Genomic DNA, 13,216 nt, shown 5'->3' on the forward strand with positions numbered 1-13,216 from the left:
CTGCGCCTTGGCGCACTGGTGACGCTGGCAATCCTCCTTGTTGCCTGCACCGCCACGCGCTTGGCCTACAACCAGGCGCCCACCCTGAGCTACCGGTGGATCGACCGCCACGTGGACCTGACGGACACGCAGACCGCGCAGACGCGCGAGGACCTCAAGGCCTTCTTCCAGTGGCACCGCCGCCAGGAGCTGCCCGCCTACGCCAGCCTGCTGCGCCAGTGGCAGACGATGGCGGTGGACCAGGTCTCGCCCGCGCAGGCCTGCGCGCAGTTCGAGGACATCCGCCAGCGGCTGGAGCGGGCCGCGGCCGAGACCGTGGAGCCGTTCGCGCGGCTGGCACTGCAGCTCACCCCGGACCAGTTGGAGAGCCTGAAGAAGAAGCAGGCCGAGAGCAACGAGGAATTCGAGAAAGACTTCCTGCGCGGCAGCCCCGAGCGCCGCCTGAACAAGCGGCTGGACAAGGCCGTCGATCGCAGCGAATCGTTCTATGGCAAGCTCAGTCCGGCACAGCGCGACCTCCTTCGGGACTGGCTGCAGCAGTCGCCCTTCGACCCGCAACGCACCCAGGCCGAGCGCCTGCGCCGCCAGGCCGACCTGCTGCAGACGATCCGCGACGCGCAGGCCACGCCCGCCAAGGCCGAGCAGTTGGTGCGCGAGCACATCGCGCGCATCCGCCAGTCGCCGGAGCCCGGCTACAACGCCTACAACCAGGCACTCGTGCGCCAGGGCTGCGCCCAGTTCGCCACGCTGCACAACGCCACCACGCCCGAGCAGCGCGCCAACGCCGTGCGCGTGCTCAAGGGTTATGAGGACGACCTGCGCACGCTGAGCGCGCAACGCTGAGCGCGCCAGTCCAGTCAGCACCAAAACCGCCCACGCCCCGCCCATCGGCCGGCGCGCTTTGGTGCGAGCCAGGCCTGCCGGCGCGCGTCGTGCGCACGCACCCGGTGCATCTGTCTTGCATACAAGGCTTGTATGGCCGTGGCACGGAATTCGCATGAAGAGGCCTCAAAGGTCTCTCATGGTCAGTTCCACCGACATCGCCCAACGCATCATCGAAGCCGTGCTGGCCCAGCGCCTGGCCCCGGGCACACGCCTGGGCGAACAAAGCCTTTCGCTGCTGTTCGACTGCAGTCGCACGCTGGTGCGCGAAGCCCTGGTGCGGCTGGCCGCGCGCGGCATCGTCACCGTGAGTTCGCGCCGGGGCTGGTACGTGGTGCAACCCTCGCACGAAGAAGCGCGCGAGGCCTTCGAGGCGCGCCGGGTCATCGAGACCGGCCTGATCCGCAGCACGGCGCAAATCGACAAGGCCGCCCTCAGGCGCCTGCGCCAGCACCTCAAACAGGAGCAGGCCGCGCTCAAGGGCGATGACGTGGGCCAGCGCAGCTACCTGCTGGGCGACTTCCACGTCTGCCTCGCCGAATGCCTGGGCAACCAGCTGCTGGCCGACACGCTGCGCGACTTCACCGCGCGCACCACCCTCATCGCCATGCTCTACCAGAGCACCCACGACGCCGTGCAGTCCTGCCAGGACCACATGGACATCGTCACCGCGCTGGAGCGCGGCGACGCGGCCACCGCCGAGCGCCTGATGGCCGCGCACATCGGCCAGGTGCAGGCCGCCCTGCGCCTGGGCTCGGCGAGCGACCCGCTGGCCAACCTGCGCGAAGCCCTGGCGCCGGTGCGCGAAGCCGGCGCACGCGGCAAGAAAAACCCCCCTTCATCCCCCCGAGCGACACCTACCTAGGAGCCCTGCTATGACCGCCCTCACCAAACGCGCCTTTCTCGCCTCCACCGTGGCCCTCGCCGCCGCACTCGGCCTGGGCCAGGCCCATGCCCAGGCCGCGCTCGACACGGTAATGAAGAACAAGCTCATCAAGATCGCCATCCCGACCGACTTTCCGCCGTACGGCTTCGTCGGCATCGACCTCAAGCCCCAGGGCCTGGACATCGACACCGCCAACCTCATCGCCAGCAAACTGGGCGTGAAGGTCGAACTGGTGCCGGTGACCAGCACCAACCGCATCGCCTACCTGCAGACGAAAAAGGCCGACCTGGTGATCTCTACGCTGGGCAAGAACCCGGAGCGCGAAGCGGTGATCGACTTCACCGTGGCCTACTCGCCCTTCTTCCAGGCGGTGTTCGCCGCCAAGTCGATGAAGGTGACCAGCTTCGCCGACCTCGCGGGCAAGTCCGTGGCCGTCACGCGCGGCGCCATCGAAGACCAGGAGCTGAGCAAGGTCGCACCGCCCGCGGCCGACATCAAGCGCTTCGAGGACAACAACGCCACCGTCTCGGCCTTCGTGTCGGGCCAGACGCAGCTCATCGCCACCGGCGCCTCGGTGGCCGGCAACATGATGGCGCGCAACCCGCAGCTGGGCGCCGAATACAAGCTGCTGCTCAAGGACAGCCCCAACTTCATCGGTGTGGCCAAGGGCGAGGACGCGCTGCGCCTGAAGGTCAACGAGATCCTGGCCAATGCCAAGAAGGCCGGCGACCTCGACACTCTGGCCAAGAAGTGGCTCGGCCGCCCCGCCGGCAACCTCCCTGAATAAGCACGCACCGCGCGCCGCATCGAGACCCGCTTCATGGGCATCGAACTCGACTTCCCGGCCGTGCTCGCGCAGTGGCCGCTGCTGGCCAAGGGCGTGCTCTGGACGCTGGGCCTGACCGCCGTCTCGGCCGTGATCGGCCTGCTCGTGGGCACCACCTGCGCGTGGGCACGCAGCAGCGGGCCGCTGGCGCTGCGCTGGATGGCCGGCACCTACGTGGAGCTGATCCGCAACACGCCCTTCATCGTGCAGCTGTTCTTCGTGTTCTTCGGCCTGCCGGCCGCGGGCGTGAAGCTCACGCCCGAGATCGCCTCGGTCATCGCCATGGTGATCAACCTTGGCGCCTATGCGGCCGAGATCATCCGCGCCGGCATCGAAGCCACGCCCAAGGGCCAGTTCGAGGCCGCGGCCAGCCTGGCGCTCTCTCGCGTGCAGATATTCCTGCACGTGGTGCTGCCACCGGCGCTCAGGAAGGTGTGGCCCGCGCTCACCAGCCAGATCATCATCGTCATGCTCGGCTCAGCCGTGTGCGGCCAGATTTCCACCCAGGAACTCAGCTACGCCGCCAACCTGATCCAGAGCCGCAACTTCCGCGCCTTCGAGGCCTTCATCGTTGCCACCGGCATCTACCTGCTGCTGTCGATCGGCGTGCGGGCGCTGCTCAACTGGGTCGGCCCACGCTACTTGTTCGGAGGAAGACGATGAGCCTCCCACTCACTTCGTTCGTTGCCCCCCAGGGGCGCGCAATGCCCTTCGGGCGGCCGGGCGGGCCTTGCCATGGTTGACTTCACGCTCTGGGACATCGTGCGCAACCTGCTGCTGGCCGCGCGCTGGACGGTGGCGCTCTCGCTGATCGCCTTCATCGGCGGCGGCGTCGTGGGCATGGCCTTGCTGGTAGCGCGCACCGCGCGCTGGCCCGGCGCCCAAACCTTCGTGAGCGCCTACGTGCAGCTCTTCCAGGGCACGCCCCTGCTGATGCAGCTGTTCCTGGCCTACTTCGGCCTGGCCCTGTTCGGCTATGAGACCTCGGCCTGGACGGCGGCCTCGGTGGCGCTCACGCTGTACACCAGTGCCTTCCTGGTGGAGATCTGGCGCGGCTGCGTGGCCGCCGTGCCCAGGGGCCAATGGGAGGCGGCGCAAAGCCTGGCGCTGAACTTCGGCGAGCAGTTGCGCTACGTGGTGCTGCCGCAGGCCACGCGCATCGCCATCGCGCCCACCGTGGGTTTCCTGGTGCAGGTGATCAAGGGCACGGCGCTGGCCTCGGTGATCGGTTTCGTCGAGCTCACCAAGGCCGGCACCATGATCACCAACGCGACCTTCGCGCCCTTCCTGGTCTACAGCTGCGTGGCCCTGATGTATTTCGCGCTGTGCTTCCCCGTGAGCCTGTATGCGCGCACTCTGGAAAGGAAACTCAATGCAAACCACCGCTGAAGCGCCCGCCACCACCGCCGTGCGCACCATCGTCGACATCAAACAGCTGCGCAAGTCCTATGGCAGCAACGAGGTGCTCAAGGGCATCGACCTGCAGGTCAAGGCCGGCGAGGTGATCGCGATCATCGGCAAGAGCGGTTCGGGCAAGAGCACGCTGCTGCGCTGCATCAACGGGCTGGAGGTGTTCCAGGCCGGCTCGCTCAGCGTGGACGACAGGCCCCTGCTGCACAAGGACCCGGCCGCCATGCGCGAACTGCGCCAGCACGTGGGCATGGTCTTCCAGAACTTCAACCTGTTCCCGCACCTGAGCGTGGGCCGCAACGTGATGCTCGCGCCCGGCCTGGTGAAAAAAGTCGCCAGCGCCGAAGGCACTGAGCGCGCACGGCAGCTGCTCCAGCGCGTGGGCCTGGGCGAGAAGTTCGATGCGTTTCCCGACCAGCTCTCGGGCGGCCAGCAGCAGCGCGTGGCGATCGCGCGCGCCCTGGCCATGCAGCCCAGCGTGCTGCTGTGCGACGAGATCACCTCGGCGCTCGACCCCGAACTCGTGGGCGAGGTGCTGCGCGTGGTGGAATCGCTGGCCGACGAGGGCATGACCCTGCTGATGGTCACGCATGAAATGGGGTTTGCGCGCAAGGTGAGCGACCGCGTGATCTTCATGCACCAGGGCCGGGTGCACGAGATGGGGCCCCCCGCGAAGCTGTTCGGCTCACCCGAAACACCGGAGCTGCAGCAGTTCTTGTCGTCGATCCACGATTAGGCGGCCAAGCGCATCCAGCCCCACACCACGGCCAGCGTGAGCAGCGTCACCGGAATGCCGGTGACCGCATGGCGTTTCCAGTCGATCACGATGCCCTGCTGGCGCGCCAGGTCGGCCACGATCAGGTTGGCGATCGAGCCCACCAGCAGCAGGTTGCCCGCGAAGGTGGTCACCAGCGCGAGCATCGCGCCGGCCTGCGCGCCGCTGCCGCCCAGGTGCGGCAGCAGCAGCATCACCGCCGGCACGTTGGACACCAGGTTGGACAGCACGGCGCTCACCACCAGCAAGGGCCCCGGCTCGGCCAGGTGCACGCCCTGCATGCCCAGCCAGGCCACCGCCTGCGCGGCCAGACCGGTGGTCTCGAACGCGTGGTTGACCACGAACAGGCCCATGAACAGCAGCAGCAGCGGCCAGTCGATCAGGCCCAGCACGTGCGAGGAATGCAGCCGCCGGCTGAGCAGCAACAGGCCCGCGCCCACGAGGGCCGCCACGTCGCGTGGCCAGTCGGTGAACAGGAAGATCAGCATCAGCGCGCCCGCCACCAGCAGGCCCTTGGTGGTCTGCCAGGCGTCGAAGGCGGGCTCTTCGGGCGGCGCTTCGGCCACGGCCGCGAAAGGCAGGCCGGCGGCCTCGGGGGCGGACGCGGTGCGCGCACCAGGCCCGAACGCGAGCCAGAGCCACAACAGCAGCAGGCTGATCAGCACCGACGCCAGCGCCTGCCGCACATAGCCGCCAAAGGGCAGCTGCAGCACCGAGCCGATCAGCATGTTCTGCGGGTTGCCGATCAGCGTGGCTGCCGAGCCGATGTTGGCCGCGCAGGCCAGGCCGATGAGGAAGGGCAGCGGGTTGATGCCACGCTGCAGGCACAGCCGCGCCACCACCGGCGTCATGGCCAGGCAGATGATGTCGTTGGAGAACACCGCCGAGAGCGCGCCCGAGACCACGATCAGCGCGGCCAGCAGGCCGTTGCGCGACAGCGGCAGCGCGCCCACCCGCCGCGTCACCGCGCCATAGAAACCGCCCAGGCGCATCTGCGCCGAGACCACCATGAACGCGAACAGCAGCACGATGGTGGGCAGGTCCACCGAGCGCGCCGCGTCCTCCACCGGCAGGCCACTCAGGCCGATCACCGCGATGGCGCCGAGCAGGGCCACGCCCGAGCGGTCCAGCTTCAGGCGCGGCAGGCCGCCCAGGAACATGCCCAGGTAGACGACGGCGAAGACCGCGACGATGCCCCAGTCGGTGGCGGTGTGGTGTAGGGCGGAAGTGGTGGGCATGCGCTGCGGATCGTAGCGCGAGCGGGCCGGCGCTCAGGTGGCGCGCGGCACCAGGCGGATCGCGCCCGGGTAACTGGCCGGGGCCACGCGCCCGTACAGCAGCGCGACGATGGCCACGCAGGCCAGGTGCATCAGCCAGCCGGCGCGAAAACCTCCCGTCGCGTCGCGCAGCAAGGCGATGATCCAGGGCGGGATCGCGGCGATCAGGAAGCCGCCACCCTGCATCAGCGCCGACAGCGCCCCCGCCTGCCCGGGATCGGACAGGTGCTCCAGCGCCACGATCAAGGACAGCGCGAAGCAGCCCCCCAGCCCCGCGCCCAGCAGCACCACCCAGGCCAGAGGCGCCGCATCGGGCCACAGCGCCAGCGCGGCGAAGCCGATGGCCTGCAGGGCCAGCGTGAACCACAGCCAGGGCCGGCGGTCTTCGCGCCGGCCGGCCAGCATCGGCAGGCCCAGGGCCGCCAGCGCCTGGCTCAGCGCCAGCACGGCCAGCAGCGTGCCGCTGCCGGCCGCGCTCCAGCCATGCTCCTGAAAGAACGGCGCCAGCCAGGCCACGACGGTCGAATAACCGCCGTTGACCAGGCCGAAACACAGCATCAGCAGCCAGACGCGCGGCCGCCGCAGGTAGGCCGTCACGGCCAGGCTGTCCTGGCGGCCCGGGGCGTCGGGCGGCAGGCTGTGCGCCGCCAGCGCCACGGCGAGCAGCGCAGGCACGGCCATCCACGCCAGGCCCAGGTGCCAGTTGCCGCTGGCCGCCGCCACCAGCGGCGCGACCTGCGCGCCGAGCGCGCCGCCGCCCATCAGCATCGCCGAATACAGGCCCATCACCACACCGACATGGCGCGGAAACTGCCGCTTGACGATGCCGGGCAGCAGCGCCTGCACCACCGCCGCACCCAAGCCCAGCAGGGCGGCGGTGCCCACCAGTTGCCAGCCGTTCTGCGTGAACACGCGAAGCACGGAGCCCAGGACCAGCAGGACCAGCGCGGCCACCACGGCGCGGCGTGCTCCGATGCGGGTCTGCAGCCAGGGGCCCGCGAAGGCGAACACGCCCATCAGCAGCATCGGCACCAGGGTCAGCAGCGACATCCCCTTCAGACCGAGCCCGGTGTGCCGGCCAATGTCGGCCGCCAGCGGCCCGATGCCCGCGATGAAGGGCCGCAGGTTGAGCGCGATCAGGGCCACCGCGACCAGCAGCCAGCGGGCGTTCACCTTCACGGGCCTAGGCCTTCCGGTTCCGTGCCTGCGCCTGCGCCCATTGCGCATACAGATCAGGGCGCGGCACCGGCAGATGGCGAATGTGCATGGACTGCTCGGCCAAGGGCTTGACGAGGTCTTCGTAGATCGCCGCCGTGGACAGCCCGAACGGCGCGCCCTCCTCGTTGGAATAGGCGTAGGCGACCCGCACCACGCCGGCCAGCCGCATCGCCGCCAGGCACATGGGGCAGGGGTGGCCGCTGGCATAGACAGCGCAGCCGCTCAGGTCGGGCGATCCGAGCCGGCGGCTGGCGGCGCGCAGGGCCGACATCTCCGCGTGGGCCGTCGGGTCGTGGGTGGCCAGGATCTCGTTGACGCCGGTGGCCAGCACCTCGCCACCGCGCACCACCACCGCGCCGAACGGGCGGCCGCCCTGGGCCATGTTGTCGCGCGCCAGTTCGATGGCCTGGTGCAGGAAGTGGGTGTCTGTGTCGCTCATGGGCTTCAGCGCGCGTGGGCGGCCAGCAGCATCGCTTCGATCGGCTTCTGGCCCTTGGTGCGGGCATGGCGCAGCGGCGTGACGCCGTCCTTGTCCGCCAGGTTGACATTGGCGCCGGCCTTCACGAGCAGGCCCACGATCTGCTGGTGGCGCTCGCCGCCGTCGCCCAGGATGATGGCCTCCAGCAGCGCGGTCCAGCCGAGCCGGTTGATGTGGTCGACCGCGACACCCGCCTCGATCAGCGTGCGCACCGTCTCCACATGGCCGCGCTCGGCCGCCGGGATGAGCGCGGTGCCGCCGTAGCGGTTGGTGCTCTTGAGATCGGCGCCGTGCGACAGCGTCATCTTCAGGATGGCCAGGTGGCCCCGGGCTCCCGCGTAGAGATAAGGGCTGTCGTTGATGCCGTCCTTGGCATTGACGTCGGCGCCGGCCTCGATCAAGGCGCGGGCCGCCTCGACCTGGTTGGCATGGGTGGCGACCAGCAGCGCGGTCGCGCCACTGCCGTCGCGCGCGTCGATCGGCGCGCCCTCGGCCAACAGCCGACGGATGCCGGCGACATCGTTCCGGCCGGCGGCGACATGCAGCGGGAAGGCCTTCCCGGCCTCACCCCCCGAAGAAGCAAATGGAAGCACGGCGAGTGAGGCAAGGATGGAACGGCGAAGCATGATGGCTCCACTGTAGGCAAGGCGGCCAACATTTGGAAATTAAATGTTAGGATAAATTTCATCCATTTTTCAAATGACGCCTCTGCTCGACCCCCGCCTGCTGCGCGCTTTTGCGGCCATTGCCGATGCCGGCAGCTTCACCCTGGCGGCGGACCGCCTGAGCATGACGCAGTCCACCATCAGCCAGCAGCTCGCCCGCCTGGAAGAAGCCGTCGGGCAGGTGCTGATCGACCGCGCGGCGCGGCCGATCCAGCCCACGGCGGCCGGCGAGCGCCTGCTCGGCTACGCGCGCCGCATTCTGGCGCTGCAGGAAGAGGCGGCATCGGCGCTGCGCGACCCCGCGGGCACGGTGTCCTTGCGCATCGGGGTGCCCGAAGACCTGGTCAGCGCGCCGATGGCCCAGGCCTTTGCGGACTTCGCGCGGCGCCACCGCGAGATCCACCTGGACGTGACGGCCGGCCTGAGCCGCGATCTGATCCGGCGCTACCGGGCCGGTGAGCTGGACATCGCCATCGCCAAGGAACAGAGCGCCAGCCCCGATCACCGCGCGAGCTTTCCCGAGGCCATGGCCTGGTTCGAAAGCGCCGAGGCCCCGCCGGCCTGGCCCAACCCCCTGCCGCTGGTGGCTTTTCCGCCCGGCGGTCTCTACCGCGAGGCCATGTTCGAGCGCGTGGAACAGGAGCGGCTGGGCTGGTACATCGCCTTCACGGGCAACAGCCTGCACAACGTGCTGGTGGCGGTGGAGGCCGGGCTGGGCCTGTCGCTCCTGCCCCGCAATGCGGTGGCCGGCTACCGCGTGCGGCGCCACGCGCCGTTCCAGGGCGAACCGCCGATCGCGGTCTCCATCTATGCCGGGGAAGGCACGGGGCCCCTGGCCGAACTGGTGGCGCAGATGGCGGCCGTGCTGGCCGCCCGAAGCGGGCAGCAGCCCGCCTGAGCCAGGCCTGCGGTCAGCCCTGCGGCGCGCTGTGCGCTTGTAGGTCCGCCCGCTTCGCGGTCAGCCCTGCGGCGCGCTGTGCGCTTGTAGGTCCGCCCGCTTCGCGGTCAGCCCTGCAAGGCCGCCCACATGTCCTTGTCGCGCTCGGCCGTCCAGATGCGGGGGTTCTTGATGCCCTTGGCTTCGTCGTAGGCGCGGCTCACGTCGAACGGCAGGCAGTGTTCGTAGATGAACACGTGGCCGAACACCGGGTCCATGCTCTTGCGGGTGTGGGCCATGGCGGTCTTGAGGTCCATGCCGGCGGCAGCGGCTTCCTTGCCGGCCTGGAACAGCGTGGTCACCCAGCGCTTGGTGTAGTCCAGCGCCTTGTCCACATCGGCGCGGCCCTTCATGGCTTCGCCACGGCCGGGCACGATGGCCTCGGCCTGGAGTGCGCGCAGGGCTTCGAGCGTGGCGGGCCATTCTTCCAGCTGCGCGTCGCCGGTGTACACGCCGGCTTCGTATTCCACCAGGTCGCCGCTGAACAGCACCTTCTCTTCTTCCACCCAGGCGATGGTGTCACCGCGCGTGTGGCCTTGGCCCGGGTGCCAGATCTCGACCTTCACGCCACCCAGGTCCACGGTCAGCGAGCCCTGGCGGCCCGGCCGGCCATCGCCCACCACCAGCGTCGGCCAGGTCAGGCCGGGCACGCTCTCGGAGCCCCGGAACAGGCGCGGAAAACGCTCCATCTCGCTCTGCATGTCCTCGGCGCCGCGCTCCACGATGAGTTCGTAGGTGCCGCGGCTGGCGATCACTTCGGTCGCGCCCTCGGCCACGTAGGCGCTCGCACCCAGCACGCGCACCGCGTGGTAGTGGGTCAGCAGCACGTACTTGATGGGCTTGTCGGAGACGGTGCGGATCTGCTTGATCAGGTCCTGCGCCATGGCTGGCGTGGCCGTGGCGTCGCTCACCATGATGAACTTCTCGCCAATGATCACGCCCGAGTTCGGGTCGCCTTCGGCGGTGTAGGCCCAGCAATGCTTGCTGAGCTGTTCGAAAGTGGTTTTCTTGTCGTCCAGGTCGGCCTGGGAGGCGAAGGCTTTGCTCATGGGGGTCTCCTGTGGGGAAGCACAAATTTTACCTAAACGAAATCAATTACGCATACGTAAATCATGATGCCCCCGTGGAGCCACCGGACAAACCGCGTTCCAGCATCTGCACCACCTCCTCGGCGAAGGCGCTGTAGCTCATGGGGCCGCCCGGGCGCAGCCAGGTGAACGTCCAGTTGATCATGCCGAACAGCATCATGGTCAACGCGGTCTGGTTGGCCGGTGTCACGCGCTCGGGATAGGCGCGGATGATGAAACGGGTGAACGCCGCCACCACATCGCGCTGGCGGTTGACGATCAGCATGCGCTGCACGGGGCCGAGGAACTTGGTGTCGGACACCAGGGCGATGTGGCGCGTGGCCGAAGTCTCGTACTCGGCCAGGAAGGCCCGCACCAGCTCGCTCAGGGCGTCGCGCTCGCTCAGGTTCTTGCGTTGCGCGCGCGCTTCGGCCTCGCCGATGAGGGCGAGCAGGCGCTGGGTGTAGCGGTCGAGCAGGTCGAACAGGATCGCCTCCTTGCTCTCGTAGTAGTGATAGAGCCTCGCCTTGCTGGTGCCGCAGGCGGCGGCGATCTCGTTCATGCTTGTGGCGGGAAAACTCTGCGCGGCGAAGCAGCGCGCCGCGACGTTCTGGATTTCGTCGCGCTTGAGCTCGTGGGATGCGGATTTTGGTCGGGCCATCGGCGCATTCTGCCGGATGGCGCCCTAAGATCCGGCCATGGTCAAACCCGTCGATCCCTTCGCCCAACACGCCTGCGAACTGCTCTCGGGCGTGGGGCCGTGCGTGCCCAAGCGCATGTTCGGCGGCTGGGGCATTTCCACCGACGGCATGAACATCGCGATCATTGCGTGGGACACGCTGTTCCTCAAGACCAACGCCGAGACCGAGCCGCGCTGGCTGGCCGCCGGCGGCCGCCCTTTCGTGTACGAATTCAAGGGCAAGTCCGGGCGGCTGCACTACCACACGCCCCCGGACGAGGCGCTGGAGTCACCCGCGCTCATGCTGCCCTGGGCGCGGCTCGCGCTGGAGGCGGCGGTGGCCGCGCGCAAGCCGAAACGCAAGCCCCGCTGACGGCCGCAGCGCAGGGCCGCCCCAAGCAAGGCCAGCCCCCTCGGGGGGGGCAGCGACCCGCGCAGCGGCGGAGCGTGGGGGCGCCAGGCCTCAGGGCGGGTTGGATTCGTAGGGCGTGAGCACCCGGCCCCGGCCGGCAACGAGGTACTCGCTGTAGCCGAACAGGCCGCGCATCAGCCGGGCAAACGCCCAGCCCGCCTGCCCCAGGGCCACGGCGAGCTCGCGCGACGGCGCCACCACCTCGCGGCCGAAGCGGTCGGGCTGGTCCACGGCCTGGGGCTCGGCGCACCAGTCGAACCGCACCGGGCCGGCGCTGGCCGGCTGCCAGGGCTCCATCACCAGGCGCGCGCCCGCCGGCACCACCAGGCTTTCACCCGCGGCCAGCATCACGTCACCCGATTCGTTACCCGCGCCCTGGTGCGGCACACCCAGCGTCACCCACGCTCGGCCCTGCGTGATGTGCAGGCGGCTCGGCACCTGCGGGCGCAGGGTCATCGCGCGGCGCGCGTCGAGGCGCCAGCCACGCAGGGCAGCGGGGCAGGCAACGCGGTCGGACACAACGGCAATGGGGGCGAAACGGGTGTTCATGGAAGGCTCCTTAACAAGGGACGATGGCTCATCCTGGGAATGAATGTTCGGGCCGAACGCCCTCTGCGTCCAATGAATACGCAGTAAGCTATTGATTCGCTAACCGCATCAATGCCCGGAGCCCCCATGCAGCTCACCAGCAGCCACCCCCGCACCCGCCCCATTGCCGCCGGGCATCTGCGCGCCTTCGAAGCCGTGGCCCGCCACCTCAACTTCCGCGCGGCCGCCGAAGAACTTTCGCTCACGCAAAGCGCGGTCAGCCGGCAGATCCAGGCGCTCGAAGACGAGGTCGGCACCGCCCTCTTTCTGCGCCACACGCGCGCGGTCGAACTCACCAGCGCGGGCTCGCAACTGCTGCGCGCCTCCAGCATGGCGCTGGAGCGCATCGACGCGGCCGTGCGGCAGATCCGCCAGAGCGCGGGCCGCAAGGGCGTGGCCATCACCACCTGGGCCTCGTTCGCCTCCATGTGGCTGATCCCGCGCCTCGAAGCCTTCCAGCGCGACCACCCCGACATCGACATCCGCATCGACGCCACCGACAACGCCGTGGACCTCGCCACCTCCGACGTGGACCTCGCCCTGCGCTACGCCGTGCCACAGGCCATGCCCGCCGACGCGCAGCGCCTCTTCGGCGAACAGCTCACGCCCGTGGCCAGCCCCTGGCTGCTCAAGACCCAGCCCATCCACAGCATTGAAGACCTCTCTCGCTGCGCCCTCATCGAGGCCGGCGACGCGCACCGCACGCGCCACCTCGAATGGCTCACCTGGCAACGCTGGCTCGACACCTTCGGCAACAAGCCCACCGCCCCGGCCGGCAAGCGCGGCGGCCGCGCCACGCCGGCCAAGCTCTCGCCGCAGCGCTGGATGTACTTCAACTACGCCAACCAGATCGTGCAGGCCGCGCTCACCGGCCAGGGCGTGGCGCTCGCGCGACTGCCGCTGGTGGCCGAAAGCCTGGCCAGCGGCGCGCTGGTCGAGCCGCTGCCCCACACCCGGCTGGACTCGCCGCTGGTGTACTGGCTGCTGGTCGCGCCGCGCAGCGCGCAGCGGCCCGAGGTCAAGGCCTTCTGCGAATGGCTGCTCAAGCAGGCCGCCGAAACGCGCGAAGCCATCGGCGACGTGCCCGATCCCGACACAGTGGACCAGATGGACTGA

The 13,216-nt window shown here is 69.4% G+C and carries 16 protein-coding genes; 9 read left to right on the plus strand and 7 right to left on the minus strand.

Annotation, left to right across the window (positions count from 1 at the left end; genetic code table 11):
- Positions 1-18 precede the first annotated feature (18 nt).
- The 6 genes from ABSY19_RS10325 (at position 19) to ABSY19_RS10350 (ending at position 4,740) form a co-directional block, all read left to right on the plus strand.
- On the plus strand, positions 19-843 hold the full coding sequence (locus ABSY19_RS10325) for a DUF6279 family lipoprotein (protein ID WP_382162217.1): 825 nt from the start codon (positions 19-21) through the stop codon (positions 841-843).
- A gap of 178 nt (positions 844-1,021) precedes the next feature.
- Positions 1,022-1,747, plus strand: a complete 726-nt coding sequence (locus ABSY19_RS10330) for a GntR family transcriptional regulator (protein ID WP_382162219.1) — start codon at positions 1,022-1,024, stop codon at positions 1,745-1,747.
- Between the two features lie 10 nt (positions 1,748-1,757).
- Positions 1,758-2,555 carry a transporter substrate-binding domain-containing protein gene (locus ABSY19_RS10335; RefSeq protein WP_382162222.1) on the plus strand — a complete coding sequence of 266 codons (798 nt, stop codon included), beginning with the start codon at positions 1,758-1,760 and terminating at the stop codon, positions 2,553-2,555.
- A 33-nt stretch (positions 2,556-2,588) separates the two neighbouring features.
- Entirely contained in the window at positions 2,589-3,257 is a 669-nt protein-coding gene (locus tag ABSY19_RS10340) for an amino acid ABC transporter permease (protein ID WP_382162225.1), read from the plus strand.
- 72 nt (positions 3,258-3,329) lie between these two features.
- Positions 3,330-3,983, plus strand: a complete 654-nt coding sequence (locus tag ABSY19_RS10345) for an amino acid ABC transporter permease (RefSeq protein ID WP_382162227.1) — start codon at positions 3,330-3,332, stop codon at positions 3,981-3,983.
- On the plus strand, positions 3,967-4,740 hold the full coding sequence (locus tag ABSY19_RS10350; RefSeq protein ID WP_382162230.1) for an amino acid ABC transporter ATP-binding protein: 774 nt from the start codon (positions 3,967-3,969) through the stop codon (positions 4,738-4,740). Before ABSY19_RS10345 ends, ABSY19_RS10350 begins: the two co-directional genes overlap by 17 nt.
- Here the strand turns inward: ABSY19_RS10350 and ABSY19_RS10355 are convergent.
- Genes ABSY19_RS10355 through ABSY19_RS10370 form a run of 4 tightly spaced genes read right to left on the minus strand, consistent with a single transcriptional unit; the run spans position 4,737 to position 8,378 of the window.
- On the minus strand, positions 4,737-6,017 hold the full coding sequence (locus ABSY19_RS10355) for an SLC13 family permease (RefSeq protein ID WP_382162232.1): 1,281 nt from the start codon (positions 6,015-6,017) through the stop codon (positions 4,737-4,739). The genes ABSY19_RS10350 and ABSY19_RS10355 overlap by 4 nt on opposite strands.
- A gap of 33 nt (positions 6,018-6,050) precedes the next feature.
- Positions 6,051-7,283: a cyanate transporter gene (locus ABSY19_RS10360; protein WP_382162235.1), complete on the minus strand. Its 1,233-nt coding sequence runs from the start codon at positions 7,281-7,283 to the stop codon at positions 6,051-6,053.
- Positions 7,240-7,713: a nucleoside deaminase gene (locus ABSY19_RS10365; RefSeq protein WP_382162238.1), complete on the minus strand. Its 474-nt coding sequence runs from the start codon at positions 7,711-7,713 to the stop codon at positions 7,240-7,242. Before ABSY19_RS10365 ends, ABSY19_RS10360 begins: the two co-directional genes overlap by 44 nt.
- A 5-nt stretch (positions 7,714-7,718) precedes the next feature.
- Positions 7,719-8,378: an ankyrin repeat domain-containing protein gene (locus ABSY19_RS10370; protein WP_382162241.1), complete on the minus strand. Its 660-nt coding sequence runs from the start codon at positions 8,376-8,378 to the stop codon at positions 7,719-7,721.
- Positions 8,379-8,451: 73 nt separating this feature from the next.
- On the opposite strand from ABSY19_RS10370, the gene ABSY19_RS10375 reads away from it, so the two are divergent.
- On the plus strand, positions 8,452-9,315 hold the full coding sequence (locus ABSY19_RS10375) for a LysR family transcriptional regulator (protein WP_382162243.1): 864 nt from the start codon (positions 8,452-8,454) through the stop codon (positions 9,313-9,315).
- A gap of 107 nt (positions 9,316-9,422) precedes the next feature.
- Here ABSY19_RS10375 and ABSY19_RS10380 read toward each other — a convergent pair whose 3' ends face one another.
- Entirely contained in the window at positions 9,423-10,403 is a 981-nt protein-coding gene (locus tag ABSY19_RS10380) for an MBL fold metallo-hydrolase (protein ID WP_382162245.1), read from the minus strand.
- 61 nt (positions 10,404-10,464) lie between these two features.
- A complete protein-coding gene (locus tag ABSY19_RS10385; RefSeq protein ID WP_382162247.1) occupies positions 10,465-11,082 on the minus strand; it encodes a TetR/AcrR family transcriptional regulator in 618 nt (205 codons plus the stop codon).
- 37 nt (positions 11,083-11,119) lie between these two features.
- Between ABSY19_RS10385 and ABSY19_RS10390 the strand changes: the two genes are divergently transcribed.
- A complete protein-coding gene (locus ABSY19_RS10390; protein WP_382162250.1) occupies positions 11,120-11,473 on the plus strand; it encodes a TfoX/Sxy family protein in 354 nt (117 codons plus the stop codon).
- A gap of 90 nt (positions 11,474-11,563) precedes the next feature.
- Here the strand turns inward: ABSY19_RS10390 and ABSY19_RS10395 are convergent, their stop codons facing one another.
- Complete coding sequence (locus tag ABSY19_RS10395; protein WP_382162253.1) at positions 11,564-12,061, minus strand: DUF2917 domain-containing protein; 498 nt, start codon at positions 12,059-12,061, stop codon at positions 11,564-11,566.
- Between the two features lie 126 nt (positions 12,062-12,187).
- On the opposite strand from ABSY19_RS10395, the gene ABSY19_RS10400 reads away from it, so the two are divergent.
- Positions 12,188-13,216, plus strand: a complete 1,029-nt coding sequence (locus ABSY19_RS10400; RefSeq protein ID WP_291118790.1) for a LysR substrate-binding domain-containing protein — start codon at positions 12,188-12,190, stop codon at positions 13,214-13,216.

Source organism: Hydrogenophaga sp. ANAO-22 (assembly GCF_042466645.1).
Classification (GTDB): domain Bacteria; phylum Pseudomonadota; class Gammaproteobacteria; order Burkholderiales; family Burkholderiaceae_C; genus Hydrogenophaga.